Annotated in this window: 21 protein-coding genes; 10 read left to right on the forward strand and 11 right to left on the reverse strand. The window is 62.0% G+C overall.

Features of this window, described 5'->3' with window-relative positions; translation table 11 throughout:
* The 4 genes from RT513_RS06855 to RT513_RS06870 form a co-directional block, all read right to left on the reverse strand.
* Complete coding sequence (locus RT513_RS06855) at window positions 1-1,812, reverse strand: ATP-binding protein (protein ID WP_290684429.1); 1,812 nt, start codon at window positions 1,810-1,812, stop codon at window positions 1-3.
* 84 nt (window positions 1,813-1,896) lie between these two features.
* Window positions 1,897-5,001 (reverse strand): efflux RND transporter permease subunit, encoded by a 3,105-nt coding sequence (locus RT513_RS06860; RefSeq protein ID WP_088215936.1) that lies wholly within the window; start codon window positions 4,999-5,001, stop codon window positions 1,897-1,899.
* 9 nt (window positions 5,002-5,010) lie between these two features.
* Window positions 5,011-6,162 carry an efflux RND transporter periplasmic adaptor subunit gene (locus RT513_RS06865; RefSeq protein ID WP_290684426.1) on the reverse strand — a complete coding sequence of 384 codons (1,152 nt, stop codon included), beginning with the start codon at window positions 6,160-6,162 and terminating at the stop codon, window positions 5,011-5,013.
* Complete coding sequence (locus RT513_RS06870) at window positions 6,159-6,758, reverse strand: TetR/AcrR family transcriptional regulator (protein ID WP_290684424.1); 600 nt, start codon at window positions 6,756-6,758, stop codon at window positions 6,159-6,161. Before RT513_RS06870 ends, RT513_RS06865 begins: the two co-directional genes overlap by 4 nt.
* 171 nt (window positions 6,759-6,929) lie before the next feature.
* Between RT513_RS06870 and RT513_RS06875 the strand changes: the two genes are divergently transcribed.
* Together RT513_RS06875 and gabT are read left to right on the forward strand one after the other, a co-directional pair.
* Window positions 6,930-7,520, forward strand: a complete 591-nt coding sequence (locus RT513_RS06875; protein WP_256947343.1) for a cupin domain-containing protein — start codon at window positions 6,930-6,932, stop codon at window positions 7,518-7,520.
* Between the two features lie 73 nt (window positions 7,521-7,593).
* Window positions 7,594-8,886: a 4-aminobutyrate--2-oxoglutarate transaminase gene (gene gabT, locus RT513_RS06880; RefSeq protein ID WP_290684421.1), complete on the forward strand. Its 1,293-nt coding sequence runs from the start codon at window positions 7,594-7,596 to the stop codon at window positions 8,884-8,886.
* 165 nt (window positions 8,887-9,051) lie between these two features.
* Here the strand turns inward: gabT and RT513_RS06885 are convergent, their stop codons facing one another.
* From RT513_RS06885 to RT513_RS06895, 3 genes are read right to left on the reverse strand one after another with little or no spacing between them, the layout of a single operon-like run.
* Window positions 9,052-9,666, reverse strand: a complete 615-nt coding sequence (locus tag RT513_RS06885) for a Smr/MutS family protein (RefSeq protein WP_290684419.1) — start codon at window positions 9,664-9,666, stop codon at window positions 9,052-9,054.
* 1 nt (window position 9,667) lies between these two features.
* Entirely contained in the window at window positions 9,668-10,555 is an 888-nt protein-coding gene (locus tag RT513_RS06890; RefSeq protein ID WP_290684417.1) for a murein transglycosylase A, read from the reverse strand.
* Window positions 10,552-11,214: a Tim44/TimA family putative adaptor protein gene (locus RT513_RS06895; RefSeq protein ID WP_290684415.1), complete on the reverse strand. Its 663-nt coding sequence runs from the start codon at window positions 11,212-11,214 to the stop codon at window positions 10,552-10,554. Before RT513_RS06895 ends, RT513_RS06890 begins: the two co-directional genes overlap by 4 nt.
* A 142-nt stretch (window positions 11,215-11,356) precedes the next feature.
* Here RT513_RS06895 and RT513_RS06900 point away from each other — a divergent pair, with 142 nt between their 5' ends.
* Window positions 11,357-11,848 carry an FxsA family protein gene (locus tag RT513_RS06900; RefSeq protein ID WP_290684413.1) on the forward strand — a complete coding sequence of 164 codons (492 nt, stop codon included), beginning with the start codon at window positions 11,357-11,359 and terminating at the stop codon, window positions 11,846-11,848.
* Between the two features lie 54 nt (window positions 11,849-11,902).
* Window positions 11,903-12,397, forward strand: coding sequence for a protein-export chaperone SecB (gene secB / locus RT513_RS06905; RefSeq protein ID WP_088215929.1), 495 nt, complete (start codon window positions 11,903-11,905; stop codon window positions 12,395-12,397).
* Window positions 12,398-12,399: 2 nt separating this feature from the next.
* On the opposite strand, the gene dnaQ is transcribed toward secB, so the two are convergent.
* Genes dnaQ through RT513_RS06925 form a run of 4 tightly spaced genes read right to left on the reverse strand, consistent with a single transcriptional unit; the run spans window position 12,400 to window position 15,110 of the window.
* Entirely contained in the window at window positions 12,400-13,089 is a 690-nt protein-coding gene (dnaQ, locus tag RT513_RS06910) for a DNA polymerase III subunit epsilon (RefSeq protein WP_290684411.1), read from the reverse strand.
* The gene (gene coaE / locus RT513_RS06915; protein WP_290684409.1) at window positions 13,082-13,687 is read right to left on the reverse strand and encodes a dephospho-CoA kinase; all 606 of its coding nucleotides are present in this window, start codon (window positions 13,685-13,687) and stop codon (window positions 13,082-13,084) included. The genes dnaQ and coaE overlap by 8 nt, the downstream gene beginning before the upstream one ends.
* Window positions 13,684-14,520: a shikimate dehydrogenase gene (locus RT513_RS06920; RefSeq protein WP_088215926.1), complete on the reverse strand. Its 837-nt coding sequence runs from the start codon at window positions 14,518-14,520 to the stop codon at window positions 13,684-13,686. Before RT513_RS06920 ends, coaE begins: the two co-directional genes overlap by 4 nt.
* The gene (locus RT513_RS06925; protein ID WP_179209207.1) at window positions 14,517-15,110 is read right to left on the reverse strand and encodes a nucleoside triphosphate pyrophosphatase; all 594 of its coding nucleotides are present in this window, start codon (window positions 15,108-15,110) and stop codon (window positions 14,517-14,519) included. Before RT513_RS06925 ends, RT513_RS06920 begins: the two co-directional genes overlap by 4 nt.
* A 407-nt stretch (window positions 15,111-15,517) precedes the next feature.
* On the opposite strand from RT513_RS06925, the gene hemJ reads away from it, so the two are divergent.
* From hemJ to RT513_RS06955, 6 genes are all read left to right on the forward strand, one after another.
* A complete protein-coding gene (hemJ, locus tag RT513_RS06930; protein ID WP_290684406.1) occupies window positions 15,518-15,967 on the forward strand; it encodes a protoporphyrinogen oxidase HemJ in 450 nt (149 codons plus the stop codon).
* Between the two features lie 121 nt (window positions 15,968-16,088).
* Window positions 16,089-17,360 (forward strand): transcription termination factor Rho, encoded by a 1,272-nt coding sequence (gene rho, locus RT513_RS06935; RefSeq protein WP_088215967.1) that lies wholly within the window; start codon window positions 16,089-16,091, stop codon window positions 17,358-17,360.
* 24 nt (window positions 17,361-17,384) lie between these two features.
* On the forward strand, window positions 17,385-18,665 hold the full coding sequence (gene mnmE, locus RT513_RS06940) for a tRNA uridine-5-carboxymethylaminomethyl(34) synthesis GTPase MnmE (protein WP_290684403.1): 1,281 nt from the start codon (window positions 17,385-17,387) through the stop codon (window positions 18,663-18,665).
* Between the two features lie 2 nt (window positions 18,666-18,667).
* A complete protein-coding gene (mnmG, locus tag RT513_RS06945; RefSeq protein WP_290684402.1) occupies window positions 18,668-20,542 on the forward strand; it encodes a tRNA uridine-5-carboxymethylaminomethyl(34) synthesis enzyme MnmG in 1,875 nt (624 codons plus the stop codon).
* Window positions 20,539-21,144, forward strand: a complete 606-nt coding sequence (gene rsmG / locus RT513_RS06950; RefSeq protein ID WP_290684400.1) for a 16S rRNA (guanine(527)-N(7))-methyltransferase RsmG — start codon at window positions 20,539-20,541, stop codon at window positions 21,142-21,144. The genes mnmG and rsmG overlap by 4 nt, the downstream gene beginning before the upstream one ends.
* Window positions 21,137-21,928: a ParA family protein gene (locus RT513_RS06955; protein WP_290684398.1), complete on the forward strand. Its 792-nt coding sequence runs from the start codon at window positions 21,137-21,139 to the stop codon at window positions 21,926-21,928. Before rsmG ends, RT513_RS06955 begins: the two co-directional genes overlap by 8 nt.
* Window positions 21,929-21,931: the final 3 nt, after the last annotated feature.

Raw genomic sequence — 21,931 nt, forward strand, 5'->3', positions numbered from 1 at the left:
TCACGCCGCCGCTCCCCGTCGCTCCGCCACGTTCAGGATGACCGCGAATTCCGCGCCGTGGCCGGTGTCCGTCACCCGGAGATCGCCGCCGAAATCCTTGACGATGTTATAGGAGATGGAAAGCCCCAGCCCAAGGCCCGCCCCCACCCGCTTGGTTGTGAAGAACGGATCGAAAATGCGGTCGATGATCGCCGCCGGCACTCCCGGCCCGTGATCGCGCACGCGGATGATGGCGAGGCCCTCCTCCAGATGCGCGGTCAGATGGATGCGGCGGTCCTCCGCCTCCGTTGCCGCGTCGGCGGCATTGCCGATGAGGTTGACCAGCACCTGTTGAAGGCGCGTCGCCCCGGCACGGAGCGCGGGAAGGTCGGGCGCGATCTCCATTTCCAGTACCGCACCCGCCGCCTCCAGCCGGGGGGCGACGATGGCGCGGGTTTCGTCCATGAGCGGCGCGAGATCGACCGGGCCGAGCTTCTCCTCCGGGTTGCGGGCGACATTGCGCAGATGCTGACCGATGGAGGTCATGCGATCCACAAGGGCGTGGATGCGGCCCACATTGTCGCGCGCCCGGGGAAGATCCTGCCTGTCGATGAGGGTCATTGCGTTATCGGCATAGTTCCGCGCCGCGGCCAGCGGCTGGTTGAGTTCGTGCGAGAGGGCCGCGGCCATCTGGCCCAGCGCGGCGAGCTTGCCAGCCTGAACGAGGCTCGCCTGCGTGCGGCGAAGCTCGTTCTCCGTCTCGCGGCGCTCCGCGATCTCCGCCTCCAGCCGAAGGTTCGCGGCATTGAGCGCCGATGTCCGGCGTGCGACGCGCTGCTCCAGATGCGCGCGGGCGCGTTCCTGCAGCGCCAGCCGTTCCCGCTGGCCCGCGCTGCGCTGCCGGATGACCATGGCCGCGGAAAGCAGCAGGCAGAGCAGAAGCCCCGTGGCCAGCGCCGCCAGCGCCGCCTGTGCCCGGGCGGAGGCGCTGTCGAGCAGGACATGAACCTGCCATCCGGCGTCGGACGAGACCTGCGCCACGGCAGTGTAATCGTTGCGCCGTCCGCCTGCCTCGCGCAGCGTCTCCACCCCCGCCACCGATTGCCGTGTGAGCGGCAGGGGGAACAGCCGCTCCCCCGCATAGCGGCGGGAGGCTTCCTCTCGCGCCACCCGGTCCGGCGTCAGCGGCATCAGGCCGCCGTAGAGCCACTCCGGCACGGAAGACATGAAGACGACCCCCTCCGGGTCGGTGACGAAAATGCGGTATTCGCTGCCGGACCAGCTCTCCTCCAGCGCGTCGAGGCCGATCTTCACCGTCACCACGCCCAGAATATCCCCGCCCCGGCGGATCGGCGCGGAGAAGTAGTATCCCCGAAGGCCCGAGGTGGTGCCGATCCCGTAGAAGCGCGCGAGCCGCCCGGAGATCGCGTCCTGAAAATAGGGCCGGTAGCTGAAGTTCTGACCCACGAAACTGTCAGGCCGGTCGTGGTTGCTGGCGGCCAGCGTCACGCCGTCGCGCCCTATGACATAGATGTCGGAGGCCTGAAGCGCGGCGTTCCGCTCCGTAAGCATCGCGTTGATCTCGGCGGTGCGGGCAGGGTTTGCGGGATCGGCCGCCAGCGCCCGCACCTGATCCAGAGCGGCGAGCAGGTCAGGCGCCACCTCGTAGCGCGCGAGATAGCCGGTCATCGCGCCGGTGGTCAGACGGAGCGCCGTTTCGGCCCGCTGACGGTCCGCTTCCAGATAGTGTCGGAGCGCGATGCGCCCCGCCTGCCAGACCGACAGCAGGATGAGAAGCAGACAGGTTCCGGCGACGAGGATACGGCGCGTCATGGGCGGCTCCCGGAAACGAAAGGGGCGCCCGGTTCCCCGGACGCCCTGTGGAGTATGGGGCCGGCAGCGTTGCCGGCCAAGCACTCAGGCTGCGACGGGCGCCTTCTTGCGACGTTCGAAGAGCGCCATGACCACCACGAAGAACACCGGCACGAAAAACACGGCCAGTACGGTCGCGGCGACCATGCCCCCGATCACCGCCGTGCCGATGGCGTTCTGGCTGGCCGCCGATGGCCCCGTGGCGATGGCGAGCGGCACCACGCCCAGCGTGAAGGCGAGCGAGGTCATCAGGATCGGGCGGAAGCGCAGCTTCGCCGCCTCTACCGCCGCCTCGAGCGCAGTCTTGCCCTCCTCCCGCAGCGCTTTCGCGAATTCCACGATGAGAATCGCGTTCTTGGCCGATAGACCGATGATCGCGATGAGACCCACCTTGAAATACACGTCGTTCGGCATGTCGCGCAGCATGACCGCGATCACGCAGCCGATGACCCCCAGCGGCACGACGAGCATGACCGAGATCGGGATCGACCAGCTTTCGTAAAGTGCGGCGAGCAGCAGGAACACGAACAGGATCGACATGCCGAACAGGAGGGTGGAGGCGTTGCCCGAGGAGATCTCCTCCAGCGACTGCCCGGTCCATTCGTAGCCGAAGCCTTCCGGCAGTTCGCCCGCCAGCCGCTCCATCTCCGCGATGGCGGCACCGGAGGAATGGCCGGGTGCGGCCTGACCGGCGATGCGGATGGAGGGATAGGCGTTGTAGCCCACCACCTGTGCCGGGCCCCGCTCCCAATGCAGCGTCGCGAAGGAGGAGAAGGGCACCATTCCGCCGTGGCTGTTGCGCACCGTCAGGTCCAGAAGCCCCTCTGCCTGCATGCGGGCGGACTCGCCCGCCTGCACCACCACGCGCTGCATCCGCCCGTTGTTCGGGAAGTCGTTGACATAGAGCGACCCAAGATACTGCGAGATGGTGGAGGAGATGTCGGCGAAGGTCACACCGAAGGTATTCGCCTTCTCCCGGTCGATCGTCACCTGCACCTGCGCGGCATCCGGCAGGCCCTCTGCGCGCAGGCCCGCAAGGATCGGGCTCTGGCCCGCCATGCTCATGAGCTGGTTCGCCGCCGCCTGCAGCGCCTGCTGGCCGTGGCCCACCCTGTCCTGAAGCCGGAAGCTGAAGCCGGAGGAGGTGCCGAAGCCCTGGATCGCAGGGGGTGACAGGGCAAAGGCGCGGGCATCCTGCACACCGAAGAGTTGCGCATTCGCGGCGTTGGCGATCTGCTGGGCAGAACGATCCCGCTCCGACCAGTCCTTGAAGGTCACGAACATGAGCCCGGCGTTCGCCCCGGAGCCGGAGAAGGAGAAGCCGCGAAGGCTCACCACGTTCTCCACCTCCGGCATCTCGCTGAAGATGCCCTCCGCCGTCTCCAGCACCGCGCTCGTGCGGTTGGCGGAGGCTGCGGGAGGCGCCTGCACATCGGCGATGATGAAGCCCTGATCCTCGTTCGGCAGGAAGGAGGTCGGCAGTTGCAGGAAGCCGTAACCGACCGCCGCGCAGAGGATCACGTAAACCAGCATCATCGGCCAGGGCCGGTTCACCACCCGCCGCACGCCGCTTGTATAGCCCTCGGTCGTCCGGTCGAAGCCCCGGTTGAACCAGCCGAAGAACCCCTTCTTGGCATGATGGTCATGCGTGACGGGTTTCAGGAAGGTCGCGCAGAGCGCCGGTGTCAGGGTAAGGGCAAGGAAGGCGGAGAACAGGATCGACACCACCATCGTCAAAGCGAACTGGCGGTAGATGATGCCCGTCGAGCCCGGGAAGAAGGCCATCGGGATGAACACGGCCGACAGCACCAGCGTGATCCCGACGATCGCACCGGTGATCTGGTGCATGGCCTTTTCGGTGGCCTCCCGGGGCGGCAGACCCTCGGAGACCATTATGCGCTCGACGTTCTCGATCACGACAATCGCATCGTCCACCAGAATGCCGATGGCCAGAACCATCGCGAACATGGTCAGCACGTTCACCGAAAAGCCGGTCGCCCACATCACCGCCAGCGTCCCGGACAGCGCAATCGGCACGACGATGGTCGGGATCACGGTGTAGCGGATGTTCTGCAGGAACAGGAACATCACCAGGAACACCAGAATGACCGCCTCGATCAGCGTGTGGATCACCTTTTCGATGGAGGCCTGCACGAAGGGAGAGGTGTCATAGGGGATCGAGTATTCGATGCCTTCCGGGAAGAAACCGGACAGTTCAGCCATCTTGGCGTGGATGGCCTCAGACGTCGCCAGCGCATTGCCGGTGGTGGAAAGCTGAATGCCGACGGCGGCGGAAGGCTGCCCGTTCAGGCGCGAGGCGAAGGTGTAGCTCTCCCCCCCCTCCTCCACCCGGGCGACATCGCGGAGCCGCACGGCGGAACCGTCGGGATTGGCGCGCAGGATGATCTCGCCGAACTCCTCGGGGGTGGAAAGCTGGCCCTTGACGAGAACGGTTGCGGTGAGTTGCTGGTTTATCGGGTTCGGCGCGGCACCGACGGAGCCTGCCGCCACCTGCGCATTCTGTGCCCGGATCGCTGCCACGACATCCGCGGAGGAGAGGTTGAGCCCGGTCATCTTGTCCGGGTCCAGCCAGACCCGCATGGCGCGTTGCGCGGCAAAGATCTGCGCCTCGCCCACGCCGTTGATGCGCCGCAACTCGCCTACGATATTGCGGTTGATATAGTCGCCCAGTCCGACCACGTCATAGCTGTTGTCGGTGGAGGTCAGCGCGACCATGAGCAGGAAGCCCGCACCGGCCTCCCGCACGGTGATCCCCTGGTTCACGACCTGCGAGGGCAGGCGCGGCTGCACGCGGGCAACCGCGTTCTGCACGTCCACCTGCGCACTGCCGACATCCGTTTCCGGGGTGAAGGTGGCGGTGATCGCGATCCGGCCGGAGGTATCCGAGGTGGATTCGAAATACATGATCCCGCTGATGCCGTTCAGCTCTTCCTCGATGGGACGAGCGACGGACTGGTAGATTTCCTCCGGCGAGGCGCCGGTATAGCTGGTTGAAATCTGGATCTGCGGCGGAGCGACGCGGGGATATTGCGAGATCGGGATGGAGGGCAGCGCCAGCACACCGGCGAGCACGATGAAAATCGCGATCACCCAGGCGAAGACGGGCCTCTTGATGAAGAAATGCGGCATCTGACGTCCTCAGTTCGCGCCGTTTTCGGCCTGCGACCACTGCTGCGGCACGACCTTGGCATCCGGGAAAAGCTTCTGGGAACCGACGACCACGACACGCTCGCCCGCCTGCAACCCGCCGTCCACGATCCAGCGGTTGCCGATCGTCGGGCCAAGCTGGAGGGTGCGAAGCTCCACGGTATCGTCATCGCGGACGACATAGACCTGCGCATTGCCCTGCGCATCGCGCAGGACGGCCATCTGCGGGATGGCGAGCGCATTGTCACGGATCGCCTGCTCGATACGGACGCGGACATAAAGCCCCGGCAGAAGCTCCCCGTTGGGGTTCGGGAATTCACCGCGCAGAAGCACCTGGCCGGTGGTCGTATCGACGGTGGCTTCGGAGAACAGCAGCTTGCCGGGGTGCTCGTATTGCGTGCCGTCATCGAAGAACAGCGTCACCTGCGCCTCGTTCGGAGCGGTCGCGACCAACTGGCCTGCCGCCATCGCCTGCCGGAGCCGGCGCAGATCGGAGGAGGATTGGGTGAAGTCGGCATAGAGCGGGTCAAGTTGCTGGATCAGCGCCATGATATCGCTCTGCGAGGTGACAAGCGCCCCCTCCGTCACCAGCGCGCGGCCGATCGTGCCCGCGATGGGCGCCCTGACCTGGGTATAGTCGAGATTGAGTTTCGCCTCCTGCAGCGCCGCCTCTGCGGCGGCGACATCGGCGCGGGCCTGCGCCAGCACGGTTTCGGCGGTATCCAGATCGGCGCGGGCAGAAACGTTCCGCTCCCGGAGCTGCTGCTGACGGCGATATTCGATTTCAGCGTTCATTTCGGTGGCCTCGGCCCGGGCGCGCTGCGCCTCGGCGGCGCGGACACGCACCTCGAACTGGGCGGGGTCGATCTTGTAGAGGACATCGCCCTCCTTCACGATGCTCCCCTGTTCGAACACACGGTCCACCACGATGCCGGAAACGCGCGGGCGCACTTCGGCGATACGTGTGGCGGAGACGCGCCCCGGCAGTTCGTTGACCACGGGCAGAGCTTCGGGCGTCATGGTGATGACGCTGACGGAGGTTGGGGGCATCTGTCCCTGCTGAGCCGCCACGGGGAGGGGCAGGCAGAGCATCGCGACGAGTGCAATTCCGCGCCAGGCGCGGTCAAGGGATGAGCGGATCATTCGGTGCCTGTATTTTCCGATGCGAGGGGGGAGGGAAGGGAGAGAGAGGGAAGGGCGCGAAGGGCGGCGACAACCTTGTCCCGCAGGCCGGGATCGCATCCCGACACGCCTTGAAACTCAAGCGACTTGAGCCCCCAGAGTGCGAGATAGGCGATGAGGGCAGGAGCCGGGTCTCCGGCATCCTGCACCGCTTCGGAGATGATGGTCTGGATGTCATCCTCATGCGCACGGCGCACGATGTCCCGACAGCCGTGGCTTGCCACCATGGCCGCCGAAATGGCCAGCGCGATCTGGGAATCGTCCACGCCCGCGCAGGCCTGATACTTGTCGAGGATGCTGTTCAACCGCTGGTTCGCCTCGCCCTCGCGGGCGACCTCGCGCTCGCGGACCTCCTCCCGCCAGCCGTCGATGCGGCTTTCGGTATAGGCAAGGATCAGCCCTTCCTTCGACCCGAAGTCGTAAAGGACACCGGCCTTGCTGATGCCCATTTCGGCGGCCACAGCGCCGATGGTCAGCCCCGCCGCCCCATCACGGGCAACGACGGTTTCCACGGCACGAAGAATTTCCGCCCGGTCTATGGTCTGCTTGCGGCCCATAGGGTTCCAGATTTTTAAAAGACGACCGTTCGTAAATAAAACTTCGGGGTAAAAGTCAACCGCTCTCTCCGTCTTGCACCGGCAGAGGGAACGCAGGCGGCAAGCCGCGGTTAATGGACGCCGGGAGTGGTTCGGCCTAGGGTCCGGCAAGACGATCATGGGAGATGCGACGTGAACGGGGAGAGACAGTTCGACATCGGCGCGCGGCTGCTGGCGATGCGCCGGGCGGCGGGATTGTCGCAACGTCAACTGGCCGAGCGGGCTGGAGTGCCGCATGCGCAGATCTCCGTGATCGAGCAGAATCGCTCCAGCCCATCCGTCTCAACTTTGCGCAAAGTATTAAGCGGATTGAGCCTCAGCATGGCGGATTTCTTTGAAGCGGAGCGGCAGGAGGCGGAAGGCCCCTTCTTCACGGATGCGGAGCTTGTGGACCTCACCTCCAAGCTGCCCGTATCGGGCGGGGCGGAGTTCACGGGACGGATGGCCCTCCGTCAGATCGGCAATGCACGGCGGCACAACCTCCAGATTCTGCATGAGGTCTATGAGCAGGGCGCCGATACCGGAAACACAATGCTGGAGCATTTTTCAAACGAAGGCGGCTATGTGATCGAAGGTGCGCTCGAACTGACCGTGGGGGAGGACGTGCGGGTCCTTCTTCCCGGCGATTCCTACCTGTTCGACAGCCGCCTTCCCCACCGTTTCCGCAATGTCCATCCCGGACGGACGGTGGTGATATCCGCCTGCACACCCCCCTATCTGTGAATTTCACCAACGAATCTGTTGCTCAAAATTTGAAGCGATCTTACATATTTCCACCTCAACATGGAGATCGCCGATGACTGACAGCAGAACGCTTTCGTCCCGCAAGGAGGCCGCCGTCGCCCGCGGCGTCTCCACCCGTGGCATCTATGCGGTGCGCGCGGAAAACGCCGAACTCTGGGATGCGGATGGCAGGCGCTACATCGACTTCGCCGCCGGTATCGCCGTCAACAATACCGGGCATCGCCATCCGAAGGTCATGGCCGCCGTCGCAGAGCAGGCGCAGTCCTTCACCCATACCTGCTTCCATGTCGCACCTTACGAATCCTACCTTCGGCTTGCCGAGCGGCTGAACGCTGCCGCGCCCGGCGATTTTCCCAAGAAAACCATGCTTGTCACCACCGGCGCGGAAGCGGTGGAGAACGCGGTCAAGATGGCGCGCGCTTATACGGGGCGGTCGGGTGTCATCGCTTTTTCCGGCGCATTCCATGGCCGGACGCTGCTCGGCATGGCGCTGACGGGCAAGGTCGCGCCCTACAAGAAGGGTTTCGGCGCGATGCCGGCGGAAGTTGTCCACGCCCCCTTCCCCAACGAGTACCACGGCGTCAGCGAGGCGCAGGCTCTGGCCGATCTGGAGCGGCTGTTTGCCAGCTCCGTCGATCCCGAGCGGGTGGCCGCGATCATCGTGGAGCCGGTGCAGGGTGAGGGTGGTTTCAACATCGCGCCCTTCGGCTTCCTTCGTGCGGTCCGGGAGATCTGTGATCGCCATGGCATCGTCCTGATCGGGGATGAGGTTCAGGCCGGTATCGCGCGCACCGGCAAGATGTTCGGCTTTGAACATGCGGGCGTGGCGCCCGATCTCGTCACGATGGCCAAGGGGCTGGCGGGAGGGTTCCCGCTCTCTGCGGTCACGGGCCGGGCAGAGATCGTCGATGCGCCGGGCGCGGGCGGGCTCGGGGGCACCTATGCGGGCAATCCTCTGGCCGTGGCTGCCGCGAACGCCGTCCTCGACATCGTGGAAGAGGAGGCGCTCTGCCTCCGCGCTGCCGAGATGGGAGAGCGGATCCGCGCCCGGCTGGAGGCCATCTCCCGACGGCAGGGCATGGAGTGCATCGGCGATGTGCGAGGCCTTGGGGCGATGAACGCGTTTGAACTCGTGACGGATCGGGAGACCCGCGCCCCCGATGCCGCACTTACCGGCCGGATCGTGGCGGAAGCGGAGACGCGAGGGCTGATCCTCCTCTCCTGCGGGACGCGCTACAACGTCATCCGTTTGCTGCCGCCGCTGACCACGCCCTGGGCGCAGGTGGATGAGGCGCTGGATATCATCGAAGCCTCGATCGAGGCAGCCGTGATGAAAGCCGCCTGACGCCTGGCATGGCGCTGAAAAAGCCGGGTATCTACCTGGGCTTGCGCTGAGGGCCAAGAAATCGCTCCGGTCACGAGCCAAAACTCGCGGTGTCCGGGGCGCTCTTCGACAATGTGGGGAAGATCTCCGCCTCAGGACGACCCGGAATGGTTTTTAAGCCGCCTGCTAGGCCCGGTTGCGGCGCAGATAGACATAATAGGCCCCGGCACCGCCATGGCGGATATGCGCCGGGGTCACCTGCAAGACGAGCCCGCCCAGCGGTGGCAGCGTCAGCCACTGCGGCACCTGATGGCGAAGCGCCCCCATGCGGACGGGAATAGGGCCCTCATCGCTCGGGTTTCGACCCTTTCCCGTAATCACCAGCAGCAGCCGACGCTGCCGACGGTGGCCATCCATCACAAAGCGGACAAGCGCGCCATGCGCCTCTGCCAGCGTCATCCCGTGCAGGTCGAGCCGCCCTTCGGGCGAGATCTTGCCGCGGTTCATCTGGTCGAAGGTGCGCCGATCCATCCTGACGCCACCCGAGGCCAACCGCTCCGGCAGAGAGCCAAGCAAGGTATGGGGCCGTCTTGCGTCCGCCCTCTCCCCGACCCGGAACGCCTGAATCGCGGCCGGTATCGCGGCTGGTGTAGGCTCCTGCACACGGGGCACGATGGGCCGCACGGGACGTTCTTCGGGCTCGGGCAGGGGCTCGATGCGATGCATCGGCAGGGTGGAGCGCGCCACGCTCTGCCAGAGTTTCGCCTCCTCGGGGGTGATGTCCCGCCGTTTGCGCGCCATCTCAGCCCTCCCGCGGGAGAAGCAGGAAAGCCTGCCCGGGGTGCCGCAGGCGCCCCGCGCGCCGCCCTGCCTCCGCACCCGAGCCGAAGAAGATGTCACCCCGCGGCCCCTTGATCGCGCTGCCGGTGTCCTGCGCCACCATCAGGCGGGCCATCTCCTCCACCCGCACCCAGACCGCCGCGCCGAGCGGCACGACAGAAGGGTCCACGGCAAGGCTCCGGCCAGCCGTCAGCGGTCGCTCCATCGCGCCCAGCGGACCTGTCGCTGGGGGGAGGTCCAGCAGGCGGAAGAAGACGTAGGACGGGTTGGTATTCAGAAGGTCGGACAGCCGGTCAGGGTTCCGGCGCGCCCAGTCGCGAATGGCTTCGGTGGACATCGCCTCCAGCGGGATCTCTCCCCTAAGAACAAGCTGCCGGCCGATGGAAACATAGGGATGGCCGTTCCACCCGCCGTAGCCGAGGCGCAGGACGCGGCCATTCTCCAGCACCAGCCGCCCGGAGCCCTGCACCTGCAGGAGAAACGCCTCGAGCGGATCGTCCAGCCACGCGATCTCCTGCCCCCGGAGCAGGTCGCCTGCAGCGATCTCCGCACGGCTGAACCACGGTTTCCCTGCGGACAAACCTTCGGGCAGGCGGTGAACCGGATGGCGGAAACGGGCATCCGGCTGGCTGCGAGCCGGAAGTTCAGGCTCATAGTAGCCGGTGAACATCCAGTCTCCGGCAAGCTCCACGGCCCGGAACCCCTGCTCCCAATAGCGTCGCGCGGGACCGTGCCCCGCCGCCGAAGTGACCAAAAAGGCGGCCAGGGCCGCCTCATGATCGTCATCATTCCATCCCGGCAGGGCGTCGGGTGACAATCCCGCGCCTGCCCCAGCCAAGCGCTCCGTCATTCTCCGGTCGCGACAAGCTGCCAGTTGGGGTCATTCGATCCCATGATCCGAGCGAAAGTCCAGACATCGCGCTGACGGCGGATCTCATTCGGATTGCCCTCAACGATCTGTCCCGCCGCATCACGGACGACAGAGGTCAGCTCGCCGGTGAACCGCACGGTGACCGCCCCTTCCCCGCTCCCCTGATCGAAGGTCGCGTCGGCCAGTGAAAGCTCGCGAATACCGACGAAGGTGGATTGAACGGTCAGCCCCTCCCGTCTGCGGCTCTCGATCACATGCGCGAAGGTGGCGTACACCTGATCCGAAACGTAAGGTTTCACGGTTTCGATCTCGCCGCGCTCGAATGCCATGAGGATCATCTCATAGGCCGCACGGGCCCCATGCAGGAACTCGCCCACGTTGAAGGCGGGATCGGCCTTCTTCATGCTGGCGAGCGCGACAGCAGCAGGAGACCCTTCAGGCACGTGATCCGTGATGTCCTGATCGGGACCACCATCAATGACCTCGAAATTCCGGCGGGGCGTCGGGCGGGCCTCATCTCCCACAGGAAGTGACGGCTTTTCAAATCCTTCGCGGCTGCCCAGAACGCTCCGCAGCCTCAGGATCAGGAACACGGCGATCCCGGCAAGAACGATGAGTTGGATAACGGCGGAGCTCATTTATACCTCGGGGTGCGTCAAAAGAGGTCGGAACATGGCATTCGGCGGCTGTTCTACCTATGTAGGGGAGCAGGGGGCCTGAGTCCACCGCAGCGCCCCGGATCAAATGCCGCAACCCCATCTTAAAGGCCTCGAACCGGATATGTATCTGCTCCTCGCCCTTGTCCTCCTTCCGTTGGTCGAGATTGCGCTGTTCATTCTTGTCGGAGGATGGATCGGCGTGTGGCCAACGCTCGGCCTGATCGTCCTGTCCGCGCTGGCAGGCATGGCCGTCGTGCGGCGGCAGGGCCAGGGCGCGCTCAACGATATGCGGCGGCGGCTGGAGACGCTGGGCGATCCATCCGCGCCGATGGCGCATGGCGCGATGATCATGATGGCGGGATTCCTGCTGATGCTTCCCGGCTTCTTCACCGATGCGGTGGGTATCCTGCTGCTCATTCCGCCGGTCCGGCGCTTCATTCTGAGAGAGGCGTCGCGGCGCATCCAGGTGCGCACTTTCGGGATGCGCACGGCAGGTGACACGCGCCGTCCGAATGAGCAGAGCCCCAAGGATATCGTCATCGATGCGGAGTTTGAGGAAATTCCTCCCGGCAAGAATCCCACGCATGGAAATTCCGGCTGGACGCGGCATTGAGGCAGGCTCTGCGACCTGATAGTCACGAACCCAAACGACCTTGAGGAGGTTCTGATGGCTGAAGTGGCGAATGGCGGGGCCCCCGAGGCGCCGCAAGTCAGGATGCAGGTGCTCGCACAGTACACGCGCGACCTGTCGTTCGAGAATGTCGTCGCCCAGAAGGGTGCTCAGAACGGCGAGATGCAGCCCGACATTCAGGTGCAGGTGAGCCTTGATGCCCGCAAGCGCGGGACGACCAACCACTATGAGGTGGTAACCAAGTTCAAGATCACCTCGCGCAACAAATCCAACAACGAGCCGCTGTTCCTGCTGGAGCTGGATTACGCCGGGGTCTTCGCGATCGAGGGCGTGCCGGAGGACCAGATGCATCCGTTCCTGCTCATCGAATGTCCGCGCATGCTGTTCCCCTTCGTGCGCCGCATCGTCTCCGACGTGACCCGTGACGGCGGGTTCCCTCCGCTGTCGCTCGACAACATCGACTTCCTTGCCCTTTACCGGCAGGAACTGGCGCGGCGGGCGACGCAACCGCCGGCGATGACGCCGAACTGAAGTCAGGTATAGCGGCGCCAGAGCGCAGCCTCGCCCATGCCCGCCACAAAGGCGGCATGGGCTTCCTTCTCTTCCGCGGTCAGTCGCGGGGGGAGGGCCACGGGACGCGGGCCCGGGCGCCAGACACGGATCTCCGTTCTCTGCCGCGTTTCCTGAGCGACACCGAGCGCGAAGTCCGGCTGCCGCCCGCCGATCAGCTCCAGATAGACTTCGGCGAGTATCTCGCTGTCCAGCAGCGCGCCGTGTTTTTCCCGCGCCGAATTGTCCACGCCGAACCGGCGGCAGAGCGCATCCAGCGAGGCCGGTGACCCCGGAAACCGCCGTCTTGCGATGGCGAGCGTATCCACCGCCTGTTCGAAGGGTATCCTCGGCAGACCGAGCCACCCCAGTTCCGCATTGAGAAACTTCATGTCGAAGGCGGCATTGTGGATGACAAGCCGCGCGTCTCCCACAAACGTCAGAAAGTCCTGCGCCACTTCACGGAAGACCGGCTTGTCGCGGAGAAAATCGTCGCCCAGCCCATGAACCTCGAACGCCTCCGGCGGCATGGAGCGTTCGGGATTGATGTAGACATGGAACGTCCGCCCCGTGGGCATGTGATTGAACAGCTCAACCGCGCCGATTTCGACGATGCGGTCGCCTTGCTCCGGTTCAAAACCGGTGGTTTCGGTATCGAGAACGATCTCACGCATGCTGGCTTTTCCTGATCTGCTCGATCAGGGAAAGCACAGCATTGCGGGCTTCTTCAAGGCTATTGGTCTCGATAACGTAGTCCGCGCGGCCACGTTTCTGTGCATCCGGCATCTGTTTTTCCAGAATCGCGTCGAGCTGTGCAGGCGTCATCGTACCGCGAGCCAGCACCCGATCCCGCTGAACCGCAGGATCGACGGTGACGACTGCCACGGCATCCATCCAGGTGTCGTGGCCGGTCTCGAAAAGCAGGGGAATGTCCAGCACGACCATATCCGCGCCGGCTGCTTCCGCCTGCTCCATGAAACGCGCACGATCGACCGCCACCAGCGGATGGATGACGGCTTCGATCTGAACCAGCGCATGCGGGTCTTCGGCAATCCAATGCTTCAGGCGGTCCCGGTCCACTGCGCCATCCACCAGCGCCGTGGGGTGAAGTGACCGGATAGCCTCAGCCCCCTGCCCTCCTGCCGCATAGAGACGGTGTACCGCCGCATCGGCATCCCATACGGGAATCCCGGCGTCTGCGAAAAACGCGGCAGTAGTGGATTTTCCCATCCCGATGGAGCCGGTCAGCCCGAGAACGAAAGGCGTCGTCATGATGCCAGCACTGCCTCCCGCGTTTCCTCATCCACCTCCGGCCGTCGCCCGAACCAGCGCTCGAACCCCGGAACGGCCTGATGAAGGAGCATGCCCAGCCCGTCCACCACCGTACACCCCCGGGCCTCTGCCTCCAGCAGGAACCCGGTCCGGAGCGGCGTATAGACGATATCTGTCGCCAGCGCCCTGGGTGAGAGCGCGTCCAGCGGCACCCGTAGTTCCGGCTTGCCGACCATGCCCAGCGAGCTCGTGTTGACCACGGTCAGGCAATCCTCCAGCATCGCCCCTGCCTGCACCCAGTCATGAACGACGATCCGGGTACCGAAATCGTGCCGGAGCGCCTCTGCACGCGGCTTGGAGCGGTTGGAGAGGCGGATCTCGGGCACGCCCACCTCGATCAGAGAGGCGATAACGGCACGGGCTGCACCACCTGCACCGAACACCGCAGCCGGGCCGGCCTTCGGATCCCAGAGGGGCGCATTCTGACGCAGGTTCGCGATGAAGCCATAGCCATCGGTGTTATCCGCGTGGATTTTGCCATCCCGACGAAAGATCAACGTATTCGCGGCGCCGATCAAGGCCGCCCGGTCGGTGACGAGATCCGCCAGCTTCAACGCGCTTTCCTTGTGCGGGATGGTGACGTTCACACCCACGAATCCCGCCTTCGGCAGGCTGCGGATCACCTCGACCAGATCGGCCTGGGCGACATTCATGGGAATATAGAAGCCCCGGATGCCGTATGTCCTGAGCCAGTGACCGTGCAGAACCGGCGATTTGCTGTGCTCGACAGGTGATCCGATCACCCCGGCGAGGGGAATTCCACCCTCCGTCATGACGGGATGACCTTTCGCGCAGCGAGATAGTTCAGAAGTTCGACAAGTGGCAGACCAAGCACCGAAAAGTAATCTCCCTCGATCCGGGAGAAGAGGCGAACGCCCTCTTCCTCCAGCTTGTAGGCTCCGACCGCGTGCCGGATGCTCTCCCAGTTCCGCGCGACATACCCGTCCAGCCAATCGTCGGAGAATGTCCGCATCGTCAGCCTGACCTCTCCGATCTGCCGCCAGACAGGCGCAGCGGCTTCATATACCACGGCTGCCGAAAGAAGCCGGTGCCGCCTTCCCCGAAGCTCCAGCAACTGTGCTTTCGCTGCATCACGGGTTTCTGGCTTGCCATAGATCCTTCCCTCGCACTCCAGCACCTGATCACAGCCGATCACCAGCGCATCGGGCCGCTTCTCGGCCACCTTGCGCGCCTTGAACTCCGCCAGCGCATCGGCCACGTCGCGCGGCTTCGCGCCTTCTGCCTCCAGCGCAGCCCGGATGGTCACTTCATCGATCCGGGCAGGAACAGTCTCAAAGGTCACGCCTGCGTTGCGCAGCAGCGTCGCGCGAATTTCCGAAACTGAGGCGAGGACAAGAGGCATCATCATGTATTATCCTGTGGACAACCGCGTTATAGTTCTGTGGAAGGCATGCAGGTGATCCACACCGATCCACGAAATCCAGATCCGCTGTCAAGCAACAGCCCGCTTTCCCACAGTGGGACGGATCCGTCACGGGCCGGTGGACGACTCGCGGGATCCGTGCGATTCGTTTTGGCTCGCTACAGCTATCCACAAAAAAATCACAAGCCATCCCCTTGATCCTGCGGGTTGATTTAGTGTTATCCACAATCATGTTCCGGGATCCGTGACTCTTATCGACAGATCCGTCGTCCTGTGGAACAGATCCGGGGCAACATCCGGGATTCAGTTATCCCAAGGCCCTACATCAACTTCATCTTCTCTTTATTTTCTTATTTAAGAGTAGAAGGTATGAGAGCGAGGTTCCGATGGGCGAGCTGCTGGCCACCCTTTATCCATGGACATTGTCTTTTCACGTCATCAGCGTGATCGCCTGGATGGCGGGGTTGTTCTATTTGCCGCGGCTCTACGTCTATCACACCGAGAGCGTTCCGCCGGGCGGTGAGACGGATCTGCTGTTCCAGACGATGGAGCGTCGGCTGCTGCGAGCCATCATCAACCCTGCAATGATCGCGGCATGGCTGTTCGGGTTTTGCCTGGTGATGACGCCAGGGGTCGTGAACTGGTCGCTGGGGTGGCCCTGGGTGAAGGCGGGTGCGGTGCTGGCCATGAGCGCCTTTCACGGCTGGCTGACCGCACGACGGAAGGACTTCGTGCAAGGCACCAACAGCGTCAGCGGGCGCAGCTATCGCATCATGAACGAGGTGCCAACGCTCCTGATGATAGTCATCGTCATTTCGGTCATAGTGAAATACTGAAAACGTTGACTCGACCGCGACGGATCTCTATATGCCGCATTGCGTGACCGTCCGGTCCTTCGCGTTTTCCGCAGACAATTTTGTCAAACGTGCCGTCCGGCGCCTTCGAGAACCTATCCCCATGACCCAAGAACGTCTTAGCCTCGCAGATCTCAAGGCAAAGAGCCCCGCTGACCTCCTCGCCATGGCGGAGGAGTGGGAGATCGAGAACGCCTCTTCCATGCGGAAGGGGGAAATGATGTTCCAGATCCTCAAGGAACATGCCGAGGAAGGCTGGGAGATCGGGGGGGACGGCGTTCTGGAGGTGCTTCAGGACGGCTTCGGATTCCTGCGTTCGCCCGAAGCGAACTACCTGTCCGGACCGGATGACATCTACGTCTCGCCCGAGATGATCCGCCAATATTCCCTGCGCACCGGCGACACGGTCGAGGGTGTGATCCAGGCTCCGCGTGAGAACGAGCGTTACTTTGGTCTGGTTGCCGTCAACCGGATCAACTTCGACGACCCGGAGAAAGCGCGGCACAAGGTGCATTTCGACAACCTGACACCGCTTTATCCCGATGAGCGTCTGAAGATGGAGATCGAGGATCCGACCATCCGCGACCGTTCAGCGCGGATCATCGACCTTGTCGCGCCGATCGGGAAGGGGCAGCGGAGTCTCATCGTGGCTCCGCCGCGCACGGGCAAGACCGTGCTGCTTCAGAACATCGCCCATTCGATCGAGCGTAATCACCCGGAATGCTATCTGATCGTCCTGCTGATCGACGAGCGGCCGGAGGAGGTCACCGACATGCAGCGGAGCGTGCGTGGCGAGGTCATCTCATCCACCTTCGATGAGCCTGCGACGCGTCACGTAGCCGTTGCGGAAATGGTTATCGAGAAAGCCAAGCGACTGGTGGAGCACAAGCGGGACGTGGTGATCCTGCTGGACTCGATCACGCGTCTTGGCAGGGCCTTCAATACCGTTGTTCCCAGCTCCGGTAAGGTCTTGACGGGCGGCGTGGATGCCAATGCGCTCCAGCGGCCGAAACGCTTCTTCGGCGCCGCTCGCAATATCGAGGAGGGGGGCTCGCTGACCATCATCGCAACTGCCCTCATCGACACGGGCAGCCGGATGGACGAGGTGATCTTCGAAGAATTCAAAGGCACGGGCAACTCCGAGATCGTGCTTGACCGGAAGGTTGCCGATAAGCGGGTGTTCCCGGCCATGGATATCCTCAAATCCGGCACCCGGAAGGAAGACCTGCTGGTTGACAAGTCCGACCTGCAGAAAACCTATGTGCTGCGCCGCATCCTGAATCCCATGGGGACCACCGATGCGGTTGAATTCCTGATTTCGAAGCTGAAGCAAACAAAGTCGAATTCGGAATTTTTCGAGTCTATGAACGCGTGATTTCTAATTTAGAATCAATGAGTTATGGATACGATCTACGCCTTGGCGACGGCACGGGGACGTGCGGGTGTCGCGGTCATACGCATTTCCGGGCCTTTGGCCTGGGAGGCGTCGGCCGCGCTTGCCGGGACGCTGCCTGAACCACGGCGCAGCGCGCTTCGGCGGCTGACATGGGCGGGCGATCTGATCGATGAAGCCCTCGTGCTGGTATTTGACACGGGGCGGAGCTTCACCGGCGAACGGGTTGTAGAGTTCCATCTGCACGGCAGCATTGCCGTCGTTTCCGCAGTTCTATCAGCCTTAAACAAGCAGCCCGGCCTTCGCCCTGCAGAGGCCGGGGAGTTTACAAGGCGGGCTCTGGAGAATGGCCGATTGGATCTGACGCAGGTCGAAGGACTTGCGGATTTGATCGATGCGGAAACAGAAATTCAAAGAAAACAAGCTCTTAGGATATTTTCAGGCGCAATATCAGCCAAAACGGAAGTATGGCGGGCGCAGCTCATCAGGGCCGCCGCCTTGATGGAAGCAACAATAGACTTTGCTGACGAGGACGTTCCTGTGGACGTGAGTCCAGAAGTTACGGAACTCATTGGTAGCGTTGTATCCGATATTCGGGATGATCTCAAAGGAGCCTCGGTATCCGAGAGAATCCGGGATGGCTTCGAAGTAGCGATCATCGGGGTACCTAACGCCGGGAAGTCTACTCTCCTGAACGCCTTGGCCGGTCGGGAAGCAGCCATTACCTCGGAGATTGCAGGAACCACTCGCGATGTCATTGAAGTCCGGATGGATCTCAAGGGACTGCCGGTCACGTTGCTGGACACAGCTGGTCTGCGAGACACGAGCGATATAGTAGAGACAATAGGAATTGAGCGCGCCCAGGTACGTGCAAGCAAAGCGGATCTTCGCGTTTTTTTGGTTGAGGATGACGTCCTTCCTCCGGGAGTTGATCGACAACCGGATGATATCGTCGTGCGTGGAAAAGGAGACCTGCGCAGCGGCGATGGGGAGGCGGTATCAGGATTGACGGGGCAGGGTATTGATCGTCTTGTCGATCAAATCGCCAACCTCCTGGAGGGAATGGCTGTTGGCGCATCACTCATGGTGCGCGAAAGACACCGTGAAGCGCTGAAAAGCGCAGAGCTATCGTTAAGCGCTGCCACGGCGGAATTGGAAGGTGGTCAGGCGGAAATTGTCGCTGAGCACATCCGCTTTGCTCTTCGGAGACTTGAATCTCTGGTTGGACGGGTTGATGTTGAAGATCTTCTTGGAGAGATCTTCTCAAGTTTCTGCATCGGTAAGTAGGAGTGTTTCACGTGAAACAATTCGATGTCGTTGTCGTCGGCGGTGGGCATGCTGGTGCAGAGGCCGCGCACGCCGCGGCGAGGATGGGCGCGAGTACCGCTCTTATCACTATTCGCAGAGACGATCTCGGCGTAATGTCCTGTAATCCCGCGATCGGTGGACTTGGCAAGGGTCATTTGGTCCGCGAGATAGACGCTCTTGACGGCGCTATGGCGCGTGTCGCTGATAGCGCTGGCATACAATTCCGCCTTCTCAATCGTCGCAAAGGTCCGGCTGTACAAGGCCCGCGCGCCCAGATCGATAGGGCGCTTTATCGACGTGGAATGAAGAAGGAACTGGAGAGCCAAAAGAATCTAAGCATTCTTGAGGGTGAGGTTGCTGATATATCGGTGGAAGGCGTTCAGGTTCGTGGAGTGAGGCTTGCCGACGGAGCAACGATACTTTCCAAGACAGTAATCCTGACGACCGGGACCTTTCTTCGCGGCGTGATACATATAGGGGATAAGCGCCATTCGGGGGGGCGAATGGGCGCTCGTCCCTCAATAGCATTGGCAGAGCGGATCATTGATCTTGGAATTGACTTGGGTCGGTTGAAGACCGGTACTCCCCCAAGGCTCGACGGTCGAACGATAAATTGGGATATTCTGGAGCGGCAACTCGGCGATGAAGAACCGACGATGTTTTCCTTTTGCTCCTCTCATCCCGCAGTTCGGCAGGTCTCATGCGGAATAACGCATACAAATGAGAAGACACATGACATCATTCGAGAAAACTTAACCCTTTCGGCCATGTACGGGGGGATGATCGAAGGCGTTGGCCCCAGATACTGTCCTTCGATAGAGGATAAGGTCGTTCGATTTGCCGACAAATCGTCTCACCAGATATTCCTAGAGCCTGAGGGGTTGGACGACTATACCGTTTATCCCAATGGGATATCCTCTTCTCTTCCGGTCGAGGTTCAGGAAGAGTATGTTCATTCGATTGAAGGCTTGGAGAATGCGACCATTCTTCAACCGGCGTACGCTATCGAGTATGATTACGTAGACCCCCGTGCTTTGAAAGCGAGCTTGGAAATTCGCGCACTCGATGGTCTTTACCTCGCGGGTCAGATAAATGGCACGACCGGGTATGAGGAAGCAGGCGCTCAAGGTCTGGTAGCCGGCATAAATGCAGCGTTGAAAGCTCTTGATCGAGATCCGATCCTATTCAGCCGGACTGAGAGCTATATCGGCGTGATGATAGATGATCTTGTGACGCGGGGTGTCAGTGAGCCTTATCGCATGTTTACATCTCGATCCGAGTTTCGCCTTTCGCTCCGGGCAGACAATGCTGACCAGCGATTGACGCCTCTGGGGATTGGTGCGGGCTGTGTGAGCGAGACTAGGCAAGCCATTTTTGAAGAAAAAATGGGCGAACTGCAACGGGGTAGGGCACTCCTGTCATGTATGCGCACAAGCCCCCGTGAAGCCCAGGCAGTGGGCATCGAGGTGAGTCAAGACGGAGTTCGCCGTACGGGGGGCGATCTTCTGGCGTTTCCTGGAGTCGAACCCCATCATCTTCTGCCTCTTCTACCGGAGTTGGGCACGCTTTCCTTGGCCGTTCAAACGCAGCTTAAGCGGGACGCGCTCTATGCAAAGTACCTAGATCGGCAGGTTTCCATCGCGGAGGCACTGAAGAAGGACGAATCGTGGGTAATACCTTCCGACTTAGATTATGATGTTCTTGACGGCCTATCCAATGAATTGAAGGTGAAACTGAAAGCGTCACGGCCGGATACACTCGCGCAAGCAAGTCGGCTTGAAGGGATGACGCCAGCTGCGCTCGCGCTCATCCTTCTCCGCTTGAAGCGCGGCCAGCGACATAGGGCGTCTGCATGAAGAGAAGCCTTGAATTCAACGATGTTTCACGTGAAACGCTGGAGCGTTTAGAAGTTTACGAGAGACTGCTTCGGACGTGGAACCCCAAGATCAACCTTGTGTCGATGAACACGCTGGATGATTTGTGGAGCCGTCACTTCCGTGATTCTGCGCAACTTCTGACGTACTCGAGCGATTTCAAGGCCTGGGTTGACCTCGGATCCGGTGGCGGTTTCCCGGGGATGGTGGTTGCGATCCTCGGCGCGGGTCAGGATCGTTCCTTTACTCTAGTGGAAAGCGATCAACGCAAAGCGGCTTTTCTGTCGACAGTGGCCAGAGAAGCATATGTAAAAGTGAATATCATAGCGACGCGCTCAGAATCGGTGCCACCGTTAAAAGCCAATGTTGTCTCGGCGCGTGCCCTCGCCCCTTTGCCTCGCTTACTTTCGATGGTTGAGCGGCATCTGGATGAAGACGGTGTCGCGCTTCTCCCGAAGGGGAGGGGGGTAGATCAGGAGATACACGAAGCCCTTGAAAAGTTCCGGTTTGACGTGCAAAAGTTTCCGAGCGAAACCGATCCCAACGGTGTTATCCTGAAAATCAAGGGGCTTTCCCGTGTCTGATACCGGCCAAGCACACATTATTGCCATTGCGAACCAAAAAGGTGGAGTGGGAAAGACTACGACTGCCATCAATCTCGCCGCAGCGTTGACGGAGCAAGGCAAAAAGGTTCTGGTGATTGACCTTGATCCGCAGGGAAACGCTTCTACCGGATTGGGTGTGTCGCCCGAGGCGCGGGATTTCACGACATACGACCTTCTCATCGAAGCCATGCCTCTGGGTGATATCGTCATGCCCACGCGCATTGACGGATTATCTATCTGTTGTGCGACGCAGGACCTCGCATCGGCAGATATTCAACTCGTAGCAAATGAGAAGCGAAGCCTGCTTTTGCGGGACGCTCTTCGCGAAGGTCTGCCTCAGTTCGACTTTGATTACGTTCTTATCGACTGCCCCCCTTCGCTGAGCTTGCTGACTGTGAACGCGATGATTGCCGCAGATTCCGTCCTCGTACCTCTTCAGAGTGAGTTCTACGCGCTTGAGGGACTTTCTCAACTCATGCTGACGATCCGTCAGGTGCGGCAAACTGCCAATCCTGATCTGCGAATCGAAGGTGTATTGCTCACAATGTATGATGGACGCAATAATCTTTCTCTGCAGGTTGAGGCTGATGCGCGGGAAAACCTTGGGGAACTGGTGTTCAGAACGATTATTCCGCGCAATGTGCGGGTGAGCGAAGCGCCGTCTTTTGCCATGCCGGTATTGTCATATGACAGCAATTCACGCGGGAGTGTGGCTTATCGGTCATTGGCACAAGAAATGGCAGATCGTCATGCGGGGGTCTGAAGG

This window comes from Haematobacter sp. (genome assembly GCF_032102465.1).
Classification (GTDB): domain Bacteria; phylum Pseudomonadota; class Alphaproteobacteria; order Rhodobacterales; family Rhodobacteraceae; genus Haematobacter.

What these genes read in the sequence shown, in the direction of transcription:
- RT513_RS06855 (WP_290684429.1), bottom strand. Translation starts at nt 1,812, where the DNA reads ATGACGCGCCGTATCCTCGTCGCCGGAACCTGTCTGCTTCTCATCCTG.
- RT513_RS06860 (WP_088215936.1), bottom strand. Translation starts at nt 5,001, where the DNA reads ATGCCGCATTTCTTCATCAAGAGGCCCGTCTTCGCCTGGGTGATCGCG.
- RT513_RS06865 (WP_290684426.1), bottom strand. Translation starts at nt 6,162, where the DNA reads ATGATCCGCTCATCCCTTGACCGCGCCTGGCGCGGAATTGCACTCGTC.
- RT513_RS06870 (WP_290684424.1), bottom strand. Translation starts at nt 6,758, where the DNA reads ATGGGCCGCAAGCAGACCATAGACCGGGCGGAAATTCTTCGTGCCGTG.
- gabT (WP_290684421.1), top strand. Translation starts at nt 7,594, where the DNA reads ATGACTGACAGCAGAACGCTTTCGTCCCGCAAGGAGGCCGCCGTCGCC.
- RT513_RS06885 (WP_290684419.1), bottom strand. Translation starts at nt 9,666, where the DNA reads ATGGCGCGCAAACGGCGGGACATCACCCCCGAGGAGGCGAAACTCTGG.
- RT513_RS06890 (WP_290684417.1), bottom strand. Translation starts at nt 10,555, where the DNA reads ATGACGGAGCGCTTGGCTGGGGCAGGCGCGGGATTGTCACCCGACGCC.
- RT513_RS06895 (WP_290684415.1), bottom strand. Translation starts at nt 11,214, where the DNA reads ATGAGCTCCGCCGTTATCCAACTCATCGTTCTTGCCGGGATCGCCGTG.
- RT513_RS06900 (WP_290684413.1), top strand. Translation starts at nt 11,357, where the DNA reads ATGTATCTGCTCCTCGCCCTTGTCCTCCTTCCGTTGGTCGAGATTGCG.
- secB (WP_088215929.1), top strand. Translation starts at nt 11,903, where the DNA reads ATGGCTGAAGTGGCGAATGGCGGGGCCCCCGAGGCGCCGCAAGTCAGG.
- dnaQ (WP_290684411.1), bottom strand. Translation starts at nt 13,089, where the DNA reads ATGCGTGAGATCGTTCTCGATACCGAAACCACCGGTTTTGAACCGGAG.
- coaE (WP_290684409.1), bottom strand. Translation starts at nt 13,687, where the DNA reads ATGACGACGCCTTTCGTTCTCGGGCTGACCGGCTCCATCGGGATGGGA.
- RT513_RS06920 (WP_088215926.1), bottom strand. Translation starts at nt 14,520, where the DNA reads ATGACGGAGGGTGGAATTCCCCTCGCCGGGGTGATCGGATCACCTGTC.
- RT513_RS06925 (WP_179209207.1), bottom strand. Translation starts at nt 15,110, where the DNA reads ATGCCTCTTGTCCTCGCCTCAGTTTCGGAAATTCGCGCGACGCTGCTG.
- hemJ (WP_290684406.1), top strand. Translation starts at nt 15,518, where the DNA reads ATGGGCGAGCTGCTGGCCACCCTTTATCCATGGACATTGTCTTTTCAC.
- rho (WP_088215967.1), top strand. Translation starts at nt 16,089, where the DNA reads ATGACCCAAGAACGTCTTAGCCTCGCAGATCTCAAGGCAAAGAGCCCC.
- mnmE (WP_290684403.1), top strand. Translation starts at nt 17,385, where the DNA reads ATGGATACGATCTACGCCTTGGCGACGGCACGGGGACGTGCGGGTGTC.
- rsmG (WP_290684400.1), top strand. Translation starts at nt 20,539, where the DNA reads ATGAAGAGAAGCCTTGAATTCAACGATGTTTCACGTGAAACGCTGGAG.